Source organism: Mesorhizobium sp. M7A.F.Ca.MR.362.00.0.0, assembly GCF_004023175.1.
GTDB lineage: Bacteria > Pseudomonadota > Alphaproteobacteria > Rhizobiales > Rhizobiaceae > Mesorhizobium.
This window is the reverse complement of the sequence record NZ_RZTF01000005.1, coordinates 42,306-63,090: the sequence shown is the minus strand read 5'-3', so window position 1 is coordinate 63,090 and position 20,785 is coordinate 42,306. Positions and strand designations below refer to the sequence as shown.

Sequence of the window (20,785 nt, the reverse complement as noted above, 5' to 3'; positions counted from 1 at the left end):
CCGACATACTGTTCTCCTCGTCCGCTGGGGATAGTCCGGGTCTACCTGCGGCTGGCCAAGGCGTCATGTGCCAGTCACGCGTGATCGTGCAGCCTGCGCCGTTGACCGTTCACTGATAAAGATGTTTTTTCTCGTTAAAGAACATCTGTCCATGCGTCAAGCCCGAACACGATCTCGACAGCACCGGCGGGACATCAATCGCCGTAAGGCACCCAGACATTCTTGACCTCGACGGCGCGGCGCAGGAAGGCGTCGCCGGCGGCTTCGTCGGATGCCCAGTCGATGCCGCGGCCATTGCCGCTCCAGACGCGCTTGAGGTTGCCGATGGACTCTGCCTCCGCCTTGGCGCAGGTCTCTGCGTCGGCGAACACCCAGAGCCCGTCGACATCGTCATGCTTGGCCAGCACGCCGGCAAGTTCGGCGCTGCGGCCGGTGACGATGTTGATGGCGCCTGAGGGAATGTCGGAATATTCGATGACCTGGTAGAGATCGGTGGCCAGCAGCGGGTAGCGCTCCGACGGCACCGCAACCACGGTGTTGCCCATGGCCAGCGCCGGTGCGACCAGCGAAATCAGACCGAGCAGCGGCGAGCTATCGGGGGCGACGATGCCGACGACGCCGACCGGTTCATGAAGCGCCAGCGTCACGGCACGCGCCGGCGGCTGGTGCACGCGGCCCTCGAACTTGTCGGCCAGACCGGCATAGAGGAACAGCCGTTCAATGGATTGTTCTACCTCTTCCCGCGCGGCCTTGGGCGTAGCGCCGGTCAATTCGGTGAGACGGGCGGCGAACTCGCCGGCACGGCCGGAAAGATTCTCGGCCAGATAATAGAGCACCTGGGACCTGTTATAGGCGGTCGCCTCCGGCCAGGCCTTGGCACTGCGGGCGGCAGAGACGGCATCGCGGATATCCTTGCGGCTGCCGAGCCCAACTTCGCCGGCAAGCTTGCCCTTGGCGGTGGCGATGGCGAGCGAATAATTGCCGTCCGGCCGCACCTGCTTGCCGCCGATGAACAGCTTTGCCGTGCGGTCGATTGCCGAGCCGTCGGCCTGCTCGACAGGCTGTGCGGAGGTCGTCGCCAGCTTGACGACCGGGCCGAGCGGCAGCTTTGCCGTGAGATATTCGAACATGCCCTCGCGCCCGCCCTCGCGGCCGAAACCGCTCTCGCGGTAGCCGCCGAAGCCACAGGCGGCGTCGAACATGTTGGTGCCGTTGACCCAGACCACGCCGGCCTTCAATTGCGGCGCGACGTGCAAAGCAAGGTTGACGTTCTCGCTCCACACCGAAGCGGCGAGGCCATAGCGCGTGTTGTTGGCTAGCTCGATCGCTTCCTCGGTGTTGCGGAAGGTCATGGTCGCCAGAACAGGGCCGAACACCTCTTCTTGTGCCAATATGTTAGCCGGCGAAACACCTGTGGCGAGCGTCGGCAGATGGTAGTAGCCGGAAGACGGCAGCGCCGCATCCGGCTGCCAGCAGACGGCGCCCTGCCTGGCACCTTCGGCAACCAGGCCCTTGACGCGGTCAAGCTGGGTCAAGTCGACCAGCGGGCCGATATCGGTGTTCTTGTCGAGCGGGCTGCCGACGCGCAGCCGGCTCATCCGCGTCTTGACCTTGGCGATCAGGGCGTCGGCGATGCCTTCCTGGACCAGCAGTCGCGAACCGGCGCAGCAGACCTGGCCCTGGTTGAACCAGATACCATCGACTAGGCCTTCGACGGCGCTGTCGAGATCGGCATCCTCGAAGACGATGAAGGCCGACTTGCCGCCAAGTTCCAGCGACAGTTTCTTGCCCGAGCCGGCAGTGGCTTTCCGGATGATCTTGCCGACTTCGGAAGAACCGGTGAAGGCGATCTTCTGGATGCCGGGATGGTTGACGATGGCGACGCCGGCCTCAGGGCCGCCCTGCACGATGTTGACGACACCTTTCGGCACGCCGGCGCGCTCGCAGATCTCGGCAAACAGGATTGATGTCAGCGGCGTGAACTCGGCCGGCTTCAGCACCACCGTGCAGCCGGCGGCGAGCGCCGGGGCGATCTTCCAGGCCAGCATCAGCAACGGGAAATTCCACGGGATGATCTGGCCGACGACGCCCACACCCTTGTGGCCGGGGAAATCCCTGTCCAGCGCCTGCGCCCAGCCGGCATGGTGGATGAAATGGCGGATCGCCAGCGGTACGTCGATGTCGCGGCTTTCGCGGATCGGCTTGCCATTGTCGATGGTCTCCAGCACCGCGAGCAGGCGCTGGTGACGCTGCATGGCGCGGCCGATGGCATAAAGCACCTTGGCGCGCTGATAGCCCGAGGCTGCCGACCACTTCGGCAGCGCCTTGGTGGCCGCCGCAACCGCCGCGTCGATGTCGACGGCATTGGCGTCGGATATCTTGGCCAGCAGCTTGCCGGAAGACGGCTCGCTGGTTTCGAAAGTCTTGCCGCCGGACGCGGCTTTCCAGTCGCCGCCGATGAACAGCGCCTTCCCGAAATCGCGCGCGGCAAGCCATGCATCGGCCTCGTTGCGGGCTTCCGGCGCCGGGCCGTACTCCATGGCATGATAGCGATCGAGGATGTTCATCAGGTGCCTCCTTCACCCTCCCGCCTGGGAGGGTCGATCGGCAAAGCCGATCGGGTGTGGTGCGCTCAAGCCATCGCGTGGCGATGATTGGCCGAATAGTGTCCGGTCAGATGGTGCTCGAGCTGGCGCTCGATGTCGGTCAAAAGGCTCGACGCACCGAAGCGGAACAGGTCCGGCTCCAGCCATGGCCGGCCGAGCTCTTCCTTCATCAGCACCAGCCAGTCGAGCGAGGCCTTGGCGGTGGAAATGCCGCCGGCCGGCTTGAAGCCGATGAGGTAACCGGTTTCCTCGAAATAGGCCCTGATGGCGCGCACCATGGCGAGGCCGACGGGCAGCGTCGCATTGACGCTTTCCTTGCCGGTCGAGGTCTTGATGAAGTCGGCGCCTGCCATCATCGCCACCATCGAGGCCAGCATGACATTGCGCAGCGTGGCGAGGTCGCCGGTGCCGAGGATGACCTTCAGATGAGCGTCACCGCAAGCGGCGCGCATCGAGACGATCTCGTTGTAAAGCTCCCGCCACTTGGCCCCGAACACCAGGCCGCGCGGGATGACGACGTCGATCTCGTCGGCGCCGTCGCGGACCGAGGCCTCGATCTCCTGCAGGCGGGTCGACAGCGGCGTAAGGCCATGCGGGAAGGCGGTGGAAACGGCGGCGACATGGATGCCGGTGCCGCGCACCGCATCGACGGCGGTGGCAACGAAGGGATGGTAGACGCAGACGGCGGCCGGGCGGATGGTTTCACCCGATATGCCGAGGCCCTCGACGATGTCGCGGCGGAACGGATTGATCGCCTTGGCGCAGAGCCGGCGCACGCGCTCCTCGGTATCGTTGGAATTCAGCGTCGTCAAATCCATGCAGGCGACGGCGCGCAGCAGCCAGGCCGCCTGGTTGTCGGCCTTTATAGAGCGCCGCTTGGTCAGGCTGGCGACGCGCCGTTCCAGCGCCGAGCGGTTGACGCTGCGCACCGATTCCATGAAGCCGAGATCGAGCTTCATGCCGGGATTGCGCGCAATGCGATGGTCCGGTGGAACGGCTGTGTTGGCGGCGGCACGCGCCGGCAGCGGCGTCACCTTGGACGAGCCAACATCGGCTTCGCGGATTGTGCTGCTCATCTCCTGCCCTTTCATTCAGCGACGTGTGCCGAAGATAGCCCGTGAAGTCGTACTTCACGAGTCCTGCAGACGGTGATATCCGAAAAAGGCGGCGAAAGCAGCAGTTTTTGACCGTGTGGTCAAAAACGCAGACTTCGAGATGTCAGGTGCGGCTCAGCCGACGAAAGCGCGCTCGACCACGAAAGTCGCCGGGTGGCTCAGCGAACCTTCCTCGAAGCCGAGGCTTTCGGCCAGTTCCTTGACGTCCTTCAGCATATGCATCGAGCCGCAGATCATGATGCGGTCGGTTTCCGGGCTGAGCTTGTCGATGCCGAGATCGCTGTAGAACTTGCCGGAGCCGATCAGCGCGGTGATGCGGCCCATGCGCGCTGAGTCCTCGCGGGTCGTTGAATTGTAGAGCGTGACGCGCCCAGTGGTCAGTTCGCCGATCAGCGGGTCGCTTTCCAACGCCGCGACCAGCTCCTGGCCGTAGGTGAGTTCCGCATTGTCGCGGCAGGTATGGGTCAGGATCAGCTGATCGAATTTCTCGTAGGTGTCGGGGTCGCGCAGCAGGCTGGCGAAAGGTGCGATGCCGGTGCCGGTCGAGATCATGAACAGCCGCTTGGCCGGCGTCAGCGCGTCGACCACCAGCGTGCCGGTCGACTTCTGGCGCATGATAACCGTATCGCCGACCTGGATCTTCTGCAGTTCGGAGGTCAGCGGACCGTCCGGCACCTTGATCGAGAAGAATTCCAGCTCCTCGTCCCAGGCCGGGCTCGCCACCGAATAGGCGCGGTACACCGGCTTCTCGGCGTTGGGCAGGCCGATCATGACGAACTCGCCGGAGCGGAAGCGCAGCGACTGCGGACGGGTGATGCGGAACGAGAACAGCCGATCGGTATAGTGCTTCACCGAGACGACGGTTTCGGCATAGACGTTGGCCGGAATCGGGAACTGCAGCGGTCGGGCGCCGGCGGTGTTGAGAGCGGATGTGGTGTTCATCAAATCCAACCTTCTGGCCCAACCGTGGACGCGGGCGCCAAACTTTCACCTGCACGCCCGGACCATTCAGATCCCGGCGGGCTGTTCGCACACTGCAAAGCGGCAAGCTCTTGTGTCCGGAATTTATTAGTATACAAACGATATTTGCGTCAAGATGCTCCCTTAAAACAGCTTTCCAAACTGGCGCATATCCGTAGTCCGCGCATTTCGGGTTTCGACGATGGAAGAGAATATTTCGGCGCAAGCGCGCAATTCCCGGGGAAATGTCGTCGCCGGTATCGATGTCGGCGGCACCTTCACCGACCTGCTCCTGATCGACGGAAGCGACGGCGGCCGGGTGTATCTGGCCAAGACGCCGACCACGGTGGACAACCAGGCTTTCGGTGTCGTTTCGGCACTCGGCGCCACCGGATTTCCGATCGGCGGCATCGACCTCATCGTGCATGGCACGACCACCACCACCAATGCGGTGCTCGAACGCCGGCTGGCGAAAACCGGCATGATCACCACGCGCGGTTTTCGCGACGTGATCGAACTGGGCCGGCGCACGCGCCCGCAGGCCTATGGCATGACCGGCAGCTTCGTCCCGATCATTCCTCGCAATCTCAGGCTCGAAGTCTCGGAGCGCGTCGAAGCGTCGGGCGCGGTGCGCACGCCGCTCGACGAGACCGAGATGCGCGACGCCGTGCAGACGCTGATCGCGGCCGGTTGCGAATCCCTCGTCATCCATTTCCTGCATTCCTACGCCAATCCGGCACATGAGCGGCGCGCCGTCGAAATCGCCACCGAACTCTGGCCGAACGGCTACATCACGGCAGGCCACGCGCTGCTGTCGGAAGCGCGCGAATTCGAACGCGGCGTGACCGCTTCGGTCAACGCCTCCGTGCAGCCGATCCTCGAGCGCTACGTCGAGCGGCTGCGCAAGGAATTGGGCGCGAAAGGCTATGCCCGCGACTTCCTGATCATGAACGGCAATGGCGGCATGATCTCGGCCCGCTTCGTCACACGTGAATCGGCCAAGACGGTCATGTCCGGCCCGGCCTCGGGCGTCATCGCCGCCGCCTATACGGGAAAACGCGCCGGCTTCGAAAACCTCGTCACCTATGACATGGGCGGCACCTCGACCGACGTGGCGTTGATCCGCAATGCCGAGCCGGCAGTGTCGAACGAGATCGAGATCGAATATGCGATGCCGATCCATGTGCCGATGGTGGCGGTGCACACGGTCGGCGCCGGCGGCGGCTCGATCGCCCGCGTCGATGCGGCCGGCCTGATCCAGATCGGTCCGGAAAGTGCCGGCGCCAATCCCGGCCCGATCTGCTACGGACGCGGCGGCCTCGAGCCGACCATTACCGACGCCAATCTGGTGCTCGGCCGGCTGGCGCCGAAGAAGCTGCTGGCGGTCCAAAACCCCGTCACATCAGAGCGCGTCACCGGCATTTTCGAAGACAAGATAGGCAAGGCGACCGGCCTGTCCGGCGTCGAGGCGGCGGGCGCGGTGCTGCGGCTCGGCAACATGAAGATGGCGGGCGCCATCCGCATGGTCTCGGTGTCGCGCGGCCATGACCCTCGTGATTTCGCGCTGTTCGCCTTTGGCGGCGCCGGCCCGCTGCACGCAACGGCCCTGGCGCGCGAACTCGGCCTGCCCCGGGTGCTGGTACCGGCGCGTCCGGGCATCACCAACGCACTCGGCTGCGTCGTCGCTGACCTGCGCCATGATTTCGTCAACACCGTCAACCAGCCGGTGGCGGTGCTCGACGAAACACAGCTTCGCACCGTATTGGAACGGCACCGGAACGAAGGCGAAGAGCTGATCGGCAAGGAAGCGGTGAAGCCGGAGACGATCCGCGTCACGCACTCCGCCGACATGCAGTTCGTCGGCCAGACCCACATCATCAACGTGCCGCTGCCGTCCTCATCGGTGACGCGGGCAACGCTGCAGCAGCTTTTCGAAAAGGCCTATTTTGCCCGCTTCAAGGTCGAACTGCCGGAAATCCGCGCCAACCTCGTCAATCTCAACACCTCGGTGACGGGCGTCCGCCCGTCGATAGACCTGTCGCGCCTAATCGACCCGGCTGGGCGCGCAACAACGCTCGACGAGGCGCGGCGCGAGATCCGGCCGGTCTGGTACAGCGGACGCTGGCACGACACGCCGGTATACGCGCGCGAAAAACTGCCGCTCGACGCTGAAATCGAAGGGCCGGCGATCCTCGAACAGATGGACGCCACCACCGTGCTCGAGCCCGGCGACCGCGCACGCAGCGACGCCGACGGCAACATCATCATCGACATTGGCGAGGCCTGAGATGCCAAATCTTGATAGGGCAAAGCTCGACGCCATCACCCTTTCGGTCCTGCAGGCGGCACTGCAGCAGGTCTGCGACGAGATGGACCTGACCTTCTCGCGCGCCGCCTTCTCGCCTGTCATCGCCGAGGCCAATGACCGCTCCGACGGCATCTATTCGGCCGTCGATGGTTCGCTGATCGCGCAAGGCAGCCAGGGCCTGCCGGTGTTCGTCGGCGTCATGCAATATTCGACCAGGACGGTGATCGAGATGATCGCCGATGGCCGCTGCTTGGCCCCGGAGCCGGGCGACATCTACATCGTCAACGATCCCTATCTCGGCGGCACGCATCTGATGGATGTGCGCTTTGCCATGCCGGTCTACCGGGACGGCAAGATTTTCTGCTGGCTGTCCAACACCGGCCATTGGCCCGACATTGGCGGCTCGGTGCCGGGCGGATTTTCAGCCTCGGCGACTGCCGTGGAGCAGGAAGGCCTGCGACTGCCGCCCGTAAAACTGTTCAAGAAGGGCGTGCTCGATCCGGAGATCTACGCCATCATCTGCTCCAACATCCGTGTCGCCGACCAGCGCATCGGCGACATCCGCGCCCAGGCTGCGGCACTGCTGATTGGTCAGGACAGGCTCAATGGGATCCTGGATCGTTACGGTGATGAAACGGTTGTCGAGGCGATCGCCGAACTGCGCCGCCGCGCGGCCGAGCAGATGCGCGCCAACATCTCAGCCATTCCCGACGGCACCTACCATTCCAAGGCGTTTGTCGATTCCGACGGGGTGGTCAACGAGCCGCTGACCATCGCGCTTGCCGTCGACAAGCAGGGCGATACGCTGACCTTCGATTTCGCCGGTTCGTCCAAGCCTTGCGCCGGGCCTATGAACAGCGTGCTGGCGACCACCTTGTCCTCGGTCTATCTCGCCATGCGCCACATTTTCCCGGATGTGCCGATCAGTGCTGGCGCTTTCGAGCCGCTGATCGTCAAGCGTCCGGAAGGCACGTTCCTCGACGCCAAATATCCGCGTCCCGTATCGGGCTGCGCGGCTGAGGTGTCGCAGCGCATCGCCGAGGCGGTGTTCGCGGCGATGGTGCAGGCGCTGCCGGACAAGGTGACGGCGGCTCCCGCCGGCTCCAGCGGCAATTTCGCGCTCGGCGGCAATGACCCGGCGCGCGGCCGCGATTACGTCATGTACCAGATCTCCGGCGGCGGCTATGGCGGCAATTCAGGCCATGACGGCCTGACCAATGGCTGTTCGACCATCGGCATTTCCAAATCGCCGCCGGTCGAGATCATGGAACAGGCATTCCCGGTGCTCTACCGCCACTATGCCTTGCGCGAAGGTTCAGGCGGCGCCGGCAAGCATCGCGGCGGTTTCGGCCTCGCCTATGAGGTCGAAATCCTGCGCGGCGACGCCCGTGCTTCTTTCGTCATGGATCACGGCCGTTTCGGCCCCCAAGGCGCACTCGGCGGCAGGGATGGCGCGGTCAACATGGTGACCGTCTTCCGCAACGGCGAGGAACATGTACCGCCGCATTTGTCCAAGGAGCAGGACATCGCGCTCAAGGCCGGCGACCGCGTGCGTGTCGGCACGCCGGGCGGTGGCGGCTACGGCGATCCGCTGCAGCGCGATCCGGATCTGGTGCTGCGCGACGTGGCGTTGGGTTACTATACGGTCGAGGAAGCCAACGAAAAATTTGGCGTTGTCCTCTCGGCAGGCGAACTCGGCATCGACCGGACAGCGACGAACAAGCAGCGCGCCGGCTAACGCACGACCAATCGTGAGGGCTTGGTCCGCTCGCCGCGCCGCGATCGCCGCAGCGCATGTCGTTTCCGTCTCCGCCGGGATCATGAAAGCCCGTAGACTTCCCGCTTTCAACGGGGAACTCGAACATGCGTCTTTTCGGTCGTTTCGTGCTTGCCGCTTCCGTCGCTCTCACCCTTGCCACGGGCGCCGCCTCCGCCCAGGACAAAAAACTCAGGATCGGCACCGAGGGCGCCTATCCGCCCTTCAATTACGCCAGTGCCGACGGCACGCTGGGCGGCTTCGACATCGACTTGGGGAAGGCGCTGTGCGCCGAGATGAAGGCCGAGTGCGAATTCAGCGTGCAGGATTTCGATGGTTCCATACCGGCGCTGCAGGCCGGCAAGTTCGACGCCATCATCAACATCACCATCACGCCGGAGCGGGCCGAGAAGGTCGAGTTCACCCACAAATACTACCAGACGCCGCCGGCCATCGCCGTACCGAAGGATTCGACTATATCAGGCACCTCGCCGGACAATCTGAAAGGCAAGGCGCTCGGCGTGCAGACCGCGACTATCCACCAGAAATTCGCCGACCAGAAATATGCAGGCTCGACGGTCAAGGCCTATCCGACGGGCGACGATGCCCGCACCGACATGGCCAATGGCCGCCTCGACGCGATGATGGACGGCTCGATCATCCTGACCGAGTGGTTGAAGAAGCCAGACGGCGCCTGCTGCAAGCTGCTCGGCACGCTGACGGCCGATCCGGCCATACACGGCCCCGGCGTCGGCATCGCCCTGCAGAAGGGCAACAAGGAGTTGGCCGACAAGCTCAATGCGGCCATCGACGCGCTGCGCGCCAATGGCAAGTACAAGGAAATCAACGACAAATACTTTTCCTTCGACGTCTACGGCAGCTGAGAACGACAACAGATGCCTTCCGGCAGCGCTGCCTGGCGCTGCCGTTTTCTTGAACGATGGAGACTTCCTTGGCTGAGCGGCGTTCCCCTTTCTACAGCAGCATCGTCGGGCTGGGCGCGACCATGGGTCGTGTCGGGGGCGATTTCATCTCGGCCAAAACTTATTCCGGCGTTGCCGACGAGCACCTGAACACCCGCAGGAATGTCGGCGTGCAGGATCTCAGCACCATGGGCAAGATGGATATCAAGGGGCCGGATGCCGAGGCGCTGGTCAACCATGTCATCGTCAATAATGCCGCTGCCATGAAACCGGGCCAGGTCCGCTATTCCACGGTCTGCCGCGAGGATGGCGGCATCATGGACGACCTCACCGTGTTTCGGTTGGGCCCGGAGCACTTCATGCTGGTGACCGGCTCGGTCAACCGGCTGAAGATGCTGCCCTGGCTGCAGCATCACGCTCAGGGCCGCAAGGCCTATGTCACCGACATCACGGCGGCCATCGCCTTCCCGACCATCCAGGGTCCGCGCTCGCGCGAACTGCTGAAAGCGTTGATCGCGGATGCCGATCTGGATGGACTGAAGCGCTGGTCATTCACGTCGGGCCATATCAACGGCACGAGAGTACTGATCTCGCGCACCGGCGTCACCGGCGAACTCGGCTTCGAACTGTTCGTGCCGGCCGACGAGGCGGCCTCTCTCTGGGACGCGCTGATGCGCACCGGCCGTGACTTTGGCCTGAAACCCTATGGCGTGCTGGCGATGTTCACGCTGGGCCTGGAAAAGGCCTATCCGGCGCACGGCATCGACATGGACGAGAGCCGCACCCCGTTCCATGTCGGCCTCGACCGCTGGATCAAGTTCGACAAGGGCGATTTCGTCGGCCGCGAGGCGCTTCTCAAGGTCCGCGACACCGGCCTCGACGAGCAATGGGTCGGACTGATCCTCGACGGCGACAAGCCGGCCGCGACCGATGCCAGGGTTCTGGCCGATGGCGAGGACGCCGGCATCGTCACCTACAGCGACCACGGCTATTCCCTCGGCAAGGTGCTGGCCACCGCGCATCTGCGGCTGCCCTTCACGGCTGTCGGCACCGAATTGAGCATTGATATTGGTGGTAAGCCGACGCGTGCGGTGGTGGCTCCGATACCGTTCTTCGATCCGGAAGGGGCGAGGTTGCGAGGTTAGCTGACCCCCCTTCGGGTGTTTCGGCCATTTCCAAGGTATGCGGGGCCGTCAACCCAAGCGACCGTCGAAACTTCTGAGGTAGCCGGAACGATCAGCTCTCGCCGTCGATCAGCGTCTCCAGCAGATCGAGCAACTGCTTGAGCTTTTCGTGGCCGAATCGCTGTTCGATGTCGTCATAAATGACGCGACGCTCGGGCGACAGGGCGTCGATCAGGGCGGAACCGGCGGGCGCAATGCTTAGAACGACGCGTCGGCCGTCGCCTTCGGCCTTGTTGCGGGTGATGAATTTGCGGCCCTCGAGCGCCTTGATGATGCGCGTCAGGCTGGGCGGCAAAACCGAGGCGCGGTCGGCGAGTTCCGTCGCCTCGACCGGGCCGGCTTCGCTCAGCACGCGCAGCACGCGCCATTGCTGTTCGGTCACGTCATGCGCCGCAAGCATCGGCCGAAACCGCGCCATCACCGCTTCGCGGGCATGAAGCAGCGCCATTGGCAGAGAACGACGGGTGTTTTCAGGCAGCAAGAAAAAGAGCCTCCCACGCTTGCGATCGAACAGGCCCCTCCCTCGGCCGAATCCCCCTGCCAGGGCCCGTTCATGCCATCCCGTATCGTTGCGCCAAGGCCGATGCAAGACTTGACTTCGTCGGCGTTGCATGTAATTAACGCGTTAACTACAACAAAAGCAATAGACCAGGGAAACGCCGTGCCTCACTTCTCCATCGAGTATTCAGCCAATCTCGATGCCAAGGTCGACATGGGCGAATTGTGCGCGCTGGTGTTGCGCACCGTGCTGGACACCGGGCTGTTCGAGACCGGCGCCGTGCGGGTGCGGGCCTTTCGCGCCGAGGCTTACGCGATGGCCGACAGTCTGCCGGAAAACGCTTTTCTCGACATGTCGTTTCGCATCGGCACCGGCCGCAGCCCTGATGAGAAGAAGCGGACCGGCGAAGCCGTCTTCGCGGCGGTGAGCGAATATCTCGCCGGGCTGTTCGAGACCCCGCATTTCGCCCTGTCGCTCGAAATCCGGGAAATCGACCCGGAGCTGAGTTGGAAGAGAAACGCAATCCACCCGCGACTGCGCGGCAAGTGACGGAACCCGATATGTCCGACCTGCAAGGCAATCTGAACAAGGCCGAGGCCTATATGGACCGCTTCAGGCGCGATGGCGTGTTGAACCAGATCGGCGGCGAGGCGGTACCGGCGCTCGACGGCACGACGTTCGAAACGCTGTCGCCGGTCGACCTGAAGCCGCTGGCAAGTGTCGCGCGCGGCGGGGCTGCCGATATCGACCGCGCCGCCAGGGCGGCGAAGGCGGCGTTTCCGGCCTGGGCCGCCATGCCGGGCGAAGCGCGCAAGAAGCTGCTGCACAGAATCGCCGACGCGATCGAGGCGCGTGCCGAGGAGATAGCCTTCGTCGAATGCATGGATACCGGCCAGGCGCTGAAGTTCATGGCCAAGGCGGCGTTGCGGGGTGCCGAGAATTTCCGCTTCTTCGCCGACCGTGCACCCGAAGCCCGAGACGGCGAGACGCTGCGGACGTCCGGCCAGGTCAACATCACGACGCGCGTTCCGATCGGCCCGATCGGCATCATCACGCCGTGGAACACGCCGTTCATGCTGTCGACCTGGAAGATCGCGCCGGCGCTGGCGGCCGGCTGCACCGTGGTTCATAAGCCGGCTGAATTTTCGCCGCTGACCGCCCGCCTGCTGGTCGAGATCGCCGAGGAGGCCGGTCTGCCGAAGGGTGTGTGGAACCTGGTCAACGGCCTGGGTGAAGATGCCGGCAAGGCGTTGACCGAGCATCCCGACATCAAGGCGATCGGCTTTGTCGGCGAGAGCCGTACCGGCTCGATGATCATGAAACAAGGCGCCGACACGCTGAAGCGCGTGCATTTCGAGCTTGGCGGCAAGAACCCGGTGATCGTCTTTGCCGACGCCGATCTCGAACGCGCCGCCGACGCCGCCGTATTCATGATCTATTCGCTGAATGGCGAACGCTGCACCTCGTCGTCGCGACTGCTGGTCGAAGCTTCGATCTATGAAAGCTTCACCGCCAAAATCGCGGAGAGGGCGAAGCGCATCGTCGTCGGCCATCCGCTCGATCCGAAAACGGTGGTCGGCCCGCTCATCCATCCGGTGCATGAGAAGAAGGTGCTGTCCTATATCGACATCGGCAGGTCGGAGGGGGCCACGCTCGCCGTCGGCGGCGGCAAGGTCGATGGGCCGGGCGGCGGCTGTTATGTCGGCCCGACACTGTTCACCAACGTCACCAACGGCATGCGCATTGCGCAGGAGGAGATTTTCGGGCCGGTGCTGAGCGCCATTCCCTTCAACGACGAGGCCGAGGCGCTTGCGCTGGCCAACGACACGCAATACGGCCTGACCGGCTATCTCTGGACCTCGGACGTCACCCGCGCCTTCCGCTTCACAGACGCGCTCGATGCCGGCATGATCTGGGTCAATTCCGAGAATGTGCGCCATTTGCCGACACCGTTCGGCGGCGTCAAGAATTCCGGCATCGGCCGCGACGGCGGGGACCATTCCTTCGACTTCTACATGGAGACGAAGAACATAGCCTTTGCGACGACGGCGCACGCGATCCAGAAACTCGGCGGCTGACCGGAGGAAATCAGATGCCCTTGCCCAAGCCCAATCTCTACCCCGCCTTCAACATCGTGCGCCTCAGCCATGTCGAGCTGGCCGTCACCGACCTCGCCAAATCCCGCGCCTTCTATGTCGATACGCTCGGCCTGCAGGTCACCGACGAGACATCGGACACCATCTATCTCAGGGCGCTGGAGGAGCGTGGGCACCATTGCATCGTGCTGAAGAAGGCGGCCACGGCCGAAGCGCGCGACCTTGGCTTCAAGGTCTTCTCGGATGAAGACCTCGACAAGGCAGTGCATTTCTTCAAGGACAAGGGCCTGCCGGTGGAATGGGTCGAGCGGCCTTACCAGTCGCGCACCTTCCGCACCCGCGATCCGCACGGCATTCCGCTTGAATTCTACGCGGAGATGGAGCGGCTGCCGCCGATCCACCAGAAATATGCGCTGTACAAGGGCGTCAAGCCACTGCGCATCGACCACTTCAACTGCTTCTCGCCGAACGTCGATGAATCGGTGGCGTTCTACAACGAGCTCGGCTTCCGGGTGACCGAGTATACCGAGGACGCCAGCAGCGGAAGGCTGTGGGCGGCGTGGACGCACCGCAAGGGCGGCGTGCACGACATCGCCTTCACCAACGGCATCGGGCCGCGCCTGCACCATGTCGCCTTCTGGGTGCCGACGCCGCTCAACATCATCGACCTGCTCGATCTGATGGCAACGACGGGCTATTTGCCGAACATCGAACGCGGCCCCGGCCGGCACGGCATTTCCAACGCCTTCTTCCTCTATGTCAGAGACCCGGACAACCACCGCATCGAGATTTACTGTTCGGATTACCAGACGGTCGATCCGGACCTCGAGCCGATAAAATGGGACCTCAAGGACCCGCAACGCCAGACGCTGTGGGGCGCGCCGGCGCCGAAAAGCTGGTTCGAGGAGGGCAGTGTGTTTGCCGGAGCGAAGGCACGCCAGCCGGATTTGGCGGCTTCGCCGATCATTGCGCCGTGACGATGAACCTTACGAGGAGACACGGATGACTGGACATGGCCGGCTCGCCACCTTCACCGTCGGCGGCAAGGCGCGCTATGGCGCGGTCACCGGCAAGGGCGTCGTCGACCTGTCGGCGCGCCACGGCCAATGGCCGACGTTGCGGGAAGTGATCGAGGCCGGCGCCTTGCGGCGGCTGGCGGAAGAGGCGGAGGCGTTTGCCCCAGATTTCCCGCTCGACGCCATCGCCTACGAAATCCCGGTGCCTTCGCCGGAAAAGATCGTCTGCGTCGGCGTCAACTACCCCGACCGTAACGAGGAGTACAAGGATGGCCAGGCTGCGCCCTCCAACCCGTCGCTGTTCGTCCGCTTTCCCCGCTCCTTCGTCGGCCATGGCGCGCCGCTGGTGCGGCCACCGGAATCACCGCAGCTCGACTATGAGGGCGAAATCGTCATCGTCATCGGCAAGGCTGGCCGGCGCATTGCCGAGGCCGACGCGCTTGGCCATATCGCGGCGCTGTCGCTGTGCAACGAGGGCACCATCCGCGACTGGGTGCGGCATGCCAAGTTCAACGTCACGCAAGGCAAGAATTTCGACCGCAGCGGCTCGATCGGCCCATGGCTGGTGCCGTTCAGCGAAGAGGCGCAGATCGCCGATATCGCGCTGACCACCCGCGTCAATGGCGAGTTGCGCCAGCAGGACAGCACCAGCCGGATGATTTTTTCCTTCCGCAAGATCATCAACTACATCTCGACCTTCACCACGCTGGTGCCGGGCGATGTCATCGTCACCGGCACGCCGACGGGCGCCGGCGCCCGCTTCGAGCCGCCGATCTGGCTGAAGCCCGGCGACGTGATCGAGGTGGAGGCCGAAGGCATCGGCGTGCTCAGAAACGGTGTCGTCGACGAGGCAGCGCAATGACCCCGGAGCAAGTGGAAGACGCCGCGGCACGGCTGTTCGAGGCCGAGCGGTCGCGCCGCCAGATCCGTCTGCTCAGCCTCGATTTTCCCGATGCGACGATGGAGGACGCCTACCGCGTGCAAGCGGCGCTGGTGACGCGAAAGATCGATGCCGGGCTGAAGCCGAAGGGCTGGAAGATCGGGCTGACATCGAAGGCAATGCAGTACGCGCTTGCCATCGACACGCCGGATTCGGGCGTGCTGTTCGACGACATGTTCTTCCATGACGGCGCGACGGTGCCGGCCGGCCGCTTCATCCAGCCGCGCGTCGAGGCCGAGATCGCCTTCGTCATGAAGGCGCCGCTGAAAGGCCCCGGCGTGACCATCTCCGACGTGCTCAACGCCACCGACTACATCACCCCGTCGCTGGAAATCCTCGACACGCGCATCGAGCGCGTCAATGCGGAGACGAAGAAGGTGCGCACCTTCTTCGACACGATTTCCGACAATGCCGCCAATGCCGGCATCGTCATCGGCGGCCGGCGGCAACGTCCTGATGAGGCCGACATGCGCTGGATCGGTGCCATCGTCTCGCGCAACGCCGAGGTCGAGGAAACCGGGCTCGGCGCCGGCGTGCTCAACCACCCGGCCATGGGCATCGCCTGGCTGGCGGACAGGCTCGCCCGCTACGGCATGTCGATCGCGGCTGGCGAGGTGGTGCTCTCGGGATCGTTCGTGCGCCCGGTCGAGGCGCGGCCCGGCGACACGATCGTCGCCGATTTCGGCAGTTCGGGCACGGTCAGCATCCATTTCGCGAAGGGCTGATGACCCGCCAGTTCTTATTGATCGGCCCTATTCGCCACGCAGATAGGCAATCACCACATCGGCTGCGATGGCCGACATACGCTGGCCGACATCCCTGGTGATGTCGCCTTCGACGCGGCTCTGCACCCAACCGAGGAAAGCAAAGGCACGCAACGCCGAAAACAGCGGCAGCGCGGCGATGTCGCGCGCGGTCAGTGCCCGCTCCTGCCGATAGCCCTCGAGCAAAGCGGCCTCGATCAGCGGATAGATCGCCTCATCGCGGTTCTGGTAGAGCGCGACGGCAAGGTCGTACATGTGCCAGCCATGGCCGCAATCGTCGAAGTCGATGATGCGGATCGCGCCGTCATGGACGAGCACATTCTCGCGCACCAGATCGGCGTGGATGATGCCGAAATTGCGGGCGCTGCGTTCATGCTCCGACAGCGCCTTCACGGCCTTTTCCCGCGCCTGGAAAACCAGCTCGCGATGAGGGCCGTCGAGGAAGGGCGAGGTCTCGAAGCGGCCCCAATTCGGGTTCGCGCCGAAGAAGCCATTGAAATCCCAGGCATGGCGGGCAAAGCCGGCGGGCGGCGTCCAGGCAGACGTGACATTGTGCATGTGGGCGATGGTTCGGCCCATCGCGGTAAAGACCTGTCTTGCCTGCTCGGGCGTAAAATCCAGCGGCACGCCTCGCGCGCCGACGGCGCGGCCTTCCAGCCAGCTCAAGCAATCGACTTGCCGGGGTTGCACTGAGGCGTTGGCGCTGACAAGCACGAACAGATCGCCGGCCGGCGTGGCGACCGCAGATGGCGTGGCGATGCCGGCCGCTTGCAAAAAGCCCATCCATTGCAGTTCCGAGCGCAGGGCGGCGTCCGTGTGATAGCCAAGCCGATGAATGCGCATGGCGGCCGGCTGGCCTGTTGGCAAGATGACGCGAAACACCGCGTTCTCGCGGAATTTCAGCAGCTCTGGCTCACCCTCACGAATGCCCCAATGTTCGAGCGCGCGCTTGGCAAGCTCGGTGACATCGGCTGCCGTCTCGGGCTCGGATTGCGTGGAAACAGCGTTCACGCCTTCACTCCGCCGACTTCACCCAGCACCTCGTCGAGGGCGCCGATCAGGACGTCGGCATTGTCGCGCGAGAACGGCATGGGCGGGCGGATCTTCAGCACATTACCGTGGATGCCGGTCTTGCCCATCAGCACGCCGCGGTGGCGCATGCGGTTGGCGACCTGCTCGGCAATGTCGGGCGCCGGCTCGCGCGTCTCGCGGTCGTGAACCAGTTCGGCGCCGAAGAACAGGCCGGCGCCCCTGACCTCGCCGATGCATTCATGGCGCTCGGCCAGCGGGCGCAGCAGACCGAGCGCATAGGCGCCGACGTCACGTGCGTTGGCGACGAGATCTTCCTGCTCGATGACGTCGAGGACGGCATTGGCCACCGCGCAGGAAACCGGATTGCCGCCAAAGGTGTTGAAGTAACGGAAAGCGTTGCGGAAGGTCGCCAATGTGTCCTTGGTGGTGACCACCGCGGCGACCGGATGGCCGTTGCCCATCGGCTTGCCCATGGTGACGATGTCGGGCACGAAGCCAGCGCGCTGGTGGCCCCAGAAATGACTGCCGGTGCGGCCGAAACCGGGCTGCACCTCATCGGCGATGACCAGTCCGCCGGCGTCACGCACCGCGCGCATCGCGTCGTCGAAAAATCCGGATGGGAGCGTCGGAAAGCCTTCATTGGCGAGTAGCGGACACAGGATGATGCCGGACAGGCCGATGCCATCCTGCTCCAGCGAGGCGATGGCTTCGCGCACCGCGTCGCCAAAGGCTTTGCCGTTGGCCATCGCATCCTGATGGCGATAGCTGTCAGGCGCCGGCACCAGCCTGACATTGCGGGCGCGGCCACCGACCGGCGGCATGCGGGTGCTGAGCTGCGAAACCGCCGTGGTGTTGCCATGGTAGGTGGCGTCGGTGGCGATGACGCCCATGCGGCCGGTGGCGGCCTGCGCCATGCGCAGCGCGATGTCGTTGGCCTCACTGCCGGTGCAGGTCAGGATGGCGGACGACAGGCTGGCATCGAAGGTCGCGGTCAGCCGCTCGACATAATCGAGGATGGCGGTGTGCAGATAGCGCGTGTGGGTGTTGAGCAGGCTGGCCTGCCGGCACAGGGCTTCGACCACATGCGGGTGGCAGTGGCCGACATGTGCGACATTGTTGTAGGCGTCGAGATATTTCCGACCATCGGCATCGTAGAGCCAGACGCCTTCGCCGCGCACCAGATGCACGGGCTCGTCGTAGAACAATTGCGATTTCGCGCCGAGCAGGCGGGAACGCCGGCTAACCAGTGTTTCTTGCGATTGAGTCATTTGCGTCTCAAAACTCCGTTCCATCCACTAACCCGTCAGACCTTCGACAGGCCTGCATCCAATGCTTCGCCGATCTTCGCGACATCCGCAGCGCTGATGATAAGCGGCGGTGACAGGATGATGGCGTTGCCGGAGACGCGCAGCATGACGCCGGCCTCATAGGCGGCCTCCGAAACCAGGGCCATGGTCTTCTTGTCGGCAGGCTTCTTGGTGGCGCGGTCCGAGACCAGCTCCAGCGCCGCCATCAGGCCCTTGTACCGGACATCGCCGACGATCGCGTGCCTGGCCTTCAGCCCCTCCAGCACAGCCGCGAGTTCGATGCCACGTGCGGCCGCGTTCTCGTTCAGGCGAAGCCGTTTGGTTTCGGCAAGCGCCGCCAGCCCCGCCGCGCAGCCGACCGGATGGCCGGAATAGGTATAGCCATGGCCGATGGCGCCGAAGCTGGTTTTGTCGGCCTCGAAGACATCGGCTACCTTGCCGCCGATCAAGGTCGCGCCGAGCGGGAAATAGCCCGAGGTGATCGCCTTGGCGATGGTCATGAAATCCGGCTTCACACCCGACAGCCGCGAACCCGACCAGGCGCCGGTGCGGCCGAAGCCGGTGACAACTTCGTCGGCGATCAGCAGGATCTCGTGGCGGTCGCAGATCTCGCGCACCAGCGGCATGAAGCTCTCATGCGGAACGATGACGCCGCCGGCGCCGAGAACCGGCTCCATGATGAACGCGGCGATGGTGTCGCCACCCTGGAAGGCGATCTCGTCCTCCAGCGCCCTGGCGCAGAGTTTCGCCAGCCGCGCCGGGTCGGTCTCGTCGAACGGGTTGCGGAAGGTCCAGGGTGCCGGAATGTGGAAGACGCCGGGCAGCAGCGGCTCGTAGTTGCGGCGGAAATTGGCATTGCCGTTGACAGAGGCGCCGCCGAAATGCGTGCCGTGATAGCCCTTCTTCAAGGCGAGGAATTTTGTCCGATCGGCCTGGCCGCGGATCTTCCAGTATTGCCGGGCCAACCGCAGCGCTGTTTCGACCGAGTCCGAACCGCCCGAGGTGAAGAAGGTCCGAACCATGCCTTCTGGCTCGAACCATTCGCAGAGTTCGTAGGCGAGCTCGATCGACGGGCCTGTCGAGGTGCCGCGAAAACCGGAATAATAGGGCAGCGCCGAAAGCTGGTCGGCGATCGCCTGCTTGATCGGTTCGCAGCTGTAGCCGAGATTGACGTTCCACAGGCCGCCGACGGCGTCGAGCACGGTGTTGCCGGCGATGTCGGTGACCATCACACCCTCGCCTTTCATGATCACCTTTGGCGGGTTGGCCCGCATCTCGGCCGGATGCGCCATCGGGTGCCAGATCGGCCTAGCGTTGGTTTCGGTGAGAAAATTGATGTCGCGCATAGAGGACTCCGCAAAAAATCTCAGGCAACTGGGACGAGGCCGAAATGACCGAGGGCTTCGGCATAGGAATGAGCCGGGCGAGCGACGTCGAAATGGACCGTGCGCATGCCGGCAGCACAGCCGCCATCGACATTGCGCCGCTGGTCGTCGACGAAGACGCAAGCGCCGGCAGGCAGGCCGAGCGCCTCGGTGACGAAGGCATAGGCGCGTGGATCGGGCTTGAGGATGCCGGTATAGGTGGCGTCGACGATGAGGTCGAACAGGCCGAGCAACGGCAGCCGCCGGCGGAAATCGGCGCCGTAGAACAGGTCGAGTTCGTTTGACAGGATCGCCAGCCGAAAACCCGCCGCATGCACCGTGCGAATGGCGCTGTCGGCCTCGGGCCGCACCACCTTTTCCGGCTCGGCGCCGCGCGCTCGTTGGACGAAGGTCTCCATCGCCTGCCAGTCCTCGCCGACCAGCCGACCGACCTCACTGGTGCGGGAGCGCCAGTAGTCGCGCTCGCTGATCTCGTCGGCCTGCATCGCGCGCCACAGCGGATCGCTGTCCGGATCGAACGGCCCGCGCCATTGCAGCGTTCCCGGCGCAAGGCCGAGCGCCTGTTCGGTCAAGGCATGCGTCTCGAACAGCGTCCGGGTGACGACGCCGCCGAAATCAAGGACAAGCGCCTGGGCGGGAACAGCGCTCACGCTGCCACTCCCTTGGCCGGCTTGCCGCGCGGGACGATGCCTTCCTCGACCCAGCGGTCGAATATCTCGAGCGCCTTGCCGACGAAGTCGTCGCTGTTGATGTGAGCGTCGATCTCGTGGAACTCGACCCCGGCGGGAATAGCCCTGCGCATTTCATCTGCGAAGGCCGCGAGAGCCTCGGGTTCATAGAGCGGCTCGCCCTGCACGTCCCATTCCTGGATGCCGCCGGTAGGCAGGGTGAAGG

General features: G+C 64.4%; 18 protein-coding genes. 9 read left to right on the top strand and 9 right to left on the bottom strand.

All coding sequences use genetic code 11. From position 1 onward, the window contains the following. Positions 1-194 precede the first annotated feature (194 nt). The 3 genes from EOC06_RS01620 to EOC06_RS01610 all read right to left on the bottom strand — a co-directional run bounded on the left by EOC06_RS01620 (position 195) and on the right by EOC06_RS01610 (position 4,663). A complete protein-coding gene (locus EOC06_RS01620; protein ID WP_128306914.1) occupies positions 195-2,567 on the bottom strand; it encodes an aldehyde dehydrogenase family protein in 2,373 nt (790 codons plus the stop codon). A 65-nt stretch (positions 2,568-2,632) separates the two neighbouring features. Further along, complete coding sequence (deoC, locus tag EOC06_RS01615) at positions 2,633-3,682, bottom strand: deoxyribose-phosphate aldolase (protein WP_127380899.1); 1,050 nt, start codon at positions 3,680-3,682, stop codon at positions 2,633-2,635. Positions 3,683-3,835: 153 nt separating this feature from the next. Beyond that, on the bottom strand, positions 3,836-4,663 hold the full coding sequence (locus tag EOC06_RS01610) for a ferredoxin--NADP reductase (RefSeq protein WP_128305130.1): 828 nt from the start codon (positions 4,661-4,663) through the stop codon (positions 3,836-3,838). A gap of 220 nt (positions 4,664-4,883) precedes the next feature. Here EOC06_RS01610 and EOC06_RS01605 point away from each other — a divergent pair, with 220 nt between their 5' ends. The 4 genes from EOC06_RS01605 to EOC06_RS01590 all read left to right on the top strand — a co-directional run bounded on the left by EOC06_RS01605 (position 4,884) and on the right by EOC06_RS01590 (position 10,813). Next, the gene (locus EOC06_RS01605) at positions 4,884-6,968 is read left to right on the top strand and encodes a hydantoinase/oxoprolinase family protein (RefSeq protein ID WP_128306913.1); all 2,085 of its coding nucleotides are present in this window, start codon (positions 4,884-4,886) and stop codon (positions 6,966-6,968) included. 1 nt (position 6,969) lies between these two features. Beyond that, positions 6,970-8,727, top strand: coding sequence for a hydantoinase B/oxoprolinase family protein (locus EOC06_RS01600; protein WP_128306912.1), 1,758 nt, complete (start codon positions 6,970-6,972; stop codon positions 8,725-8,727). 125 nt (positions 8,728-8,852) lie between these two features. Further along, on the top strand, positions 8,853-9,629 hold the full coding sequence (locus tag EOC06_RS01595) for an ABC transporter substrate-binding protein (protein WP_128306911.1): 777 nt from the start codon (positions 8,853-8,855) through the stop codon (positions 9,627-9,629). Between the two features lie 68 nt (positions 9,630-9,697). Further along, the gene (locus EOC06_RS01590) at positions 9,698-10,813 is read left to right on the top strand and encodes an aminomethyltransferase family protein (protein ID WP_245469280.1); all 1,116 of its coding nucleotides are present in this window, start codon (positions 9,698-9,700) and stop codon (positions 10,811-10,813) included. A 91-nt stretch (positions 10,814-10,904) separates the two neighbouring features. Here the strand turns inward: EOC06_RS01590 and hpaR are convergent, their stop codons facing one another. Next, positions 10,905-11,300: a homoprotocatechuate degradation operon regulator HpaR gene (hpaR, locus tag EOC06_RS01585; RefSeq protein WP_245469281.1), complete on the bottom strand. Its 396-nt coding sequence runs from the start codon at positions 11,298-11,300 to the stop codon at positions 10,905-10,907. A gap of 213 nt (positions 11,301-11,513) precedes the next feature. On the opposite strand from hpaR, the gene EOC06_RS01580 reads away from it, so the two are divergent. The 5 genes from EOC06_RS01580 to hpaH are packed head-to-tail and all read left to right on the top strand — an operon-like array spanning position 11,514 to position 16,128. After that, a complete protein-coding gene (locus EOC06_RS01580; protein ID WP_127266759.1) occupies positions 11,514-11,900 on the top strand; it encodes a 5-carboxymethyl-2-hydroxymuconate Delta-isomerase in 387 nt (128 codons plus the stop codon). An 11-nt stretch (positions 11,901-11,911) separates the two neighbouring features. Then, positions 11,912-13,429 (top strand): 5-carboxymethyl-2-hydroxymuconate semialdehyde dehydrogenase, encoded by a 1,518-nt coding sequence (gene hpaE, locus EOC06_RS01575; RefSeq protein ID WP_128306908.1) that lies wholly within the window; start codon positions 11,912-11,914, stop codon positions 13,427-13,429. 14 nt (positions 13,430-13,443) lie between these two features. Then, on the top strand, positions 13,444-14,424 hold the full coding sequence (hpaD, locus tag EOC06_RS01570) for a 3,4-dihydroxyphenylacetate 2,3-dioxygenase (protein ID WP_127266757.1): 981 nt from the start codon (positions 13,444-13,446) through the stop codon (positions 14,422-14,424). A 25-nt stretch (positions 14,425-14,449) separates the two neighbouring features. Then, positions 14,450-15,325, top strand: a complete 876-nt coding sequence (locus EOC06_RS01565) for a fumarylacetoacetate hydrolase family protein (protein ID WP_128306907.1) — start codon at positions 14,450-14,452, stop codon at positions 15,323-15,325. Further along, the gene (hpaH, locus tag EOC06_RS01560) at positions 15,322-16,128 is read left to right on the top strand and encodes a 2-oxo-hept-4-ene-1,7-dioate hydratase (protein WP_128306906.1); all 807 of its coding nucleotides are present in this window, start codon (positions 15,322-15,324) and stop codon (positions 16,126-16,128) included. Before EOC06_RS01565 ends, hpaH begins: the two co-directional genes overlap by 4 nt. 27 nt (positions 16,129-16,155) lie before the next feature. Here the strand turns inward: hpaH and EOC06_RS01555 are convergent, their stop codons facing one another. From EOC06_RS01555 to EOC06_RS41485, 5 genes are all read right to left on the bottom strand, one after another. Beyond that, positions 16,156-17,178: a phosphotransferase enzyme family protein gene (locus tag EOC06_RS01555; protein WP_127266754.1), complete on the bottom strand. Its 1,023-nt coding sequence runs from the start codon at positions 17,176-17,178 to the stop codon at positions 16,156-16,158. Continuing rightward, entirely contained in the window at positions 17,175-18,467 is a 1,293-nt protein-coding gene (locus tag EOC06_RS01550; RefSeq protein WP_128306905.1) for an aminotransferase class III-fold pyridoxal phosphate-dependent enzyme, read from the bottom strand. The genes EOC06_RS01555 and EOC06_RS01550 overlap by 4 nt, the downstream gene beginning before the upstream one ends. A gap of 35 nt (positions 18,468-18,502) precedes the next feature. Next, the gene (locus tag EOC06_RS01545; protein WP_128306904.1) at positions 18,503-19,852 is read right to left on the bottom strand and encodes an aminotransferase class III-fold pyridoxal phosphate-dependent enzyme; all 1,350 of its coding nucleotides are present in this window, start codon (positions 19,850-19,852) and stop codon (positions 18,503-18,505) included. A 20-nt stretch (positions 19,853-19,872) separates the two neighbouring features. Continuing rightward, positions 19,873-20,541: an HAD family hydrolase gene (locus EOC06_RS01540; protein ID WP_128306903.1), complete on the bottom strand. Its 669-nt coding sequence runs from the start codon at positions 20,539-20,541 to the stop codon at positions 19,873-19,875. Then, on the bottom strand, positions 20,538-20,785 hold a 248-nt coding region (locus EOC06_RS41485), incomplete at its 5' end, for a Tm-1-like ATP-binding domain-containing protein (RefSeq protein ID WP_245469279.1). The genes EOC06_RS01540 and EOC06_RS41485, both read right to left, overlap by 4 nt.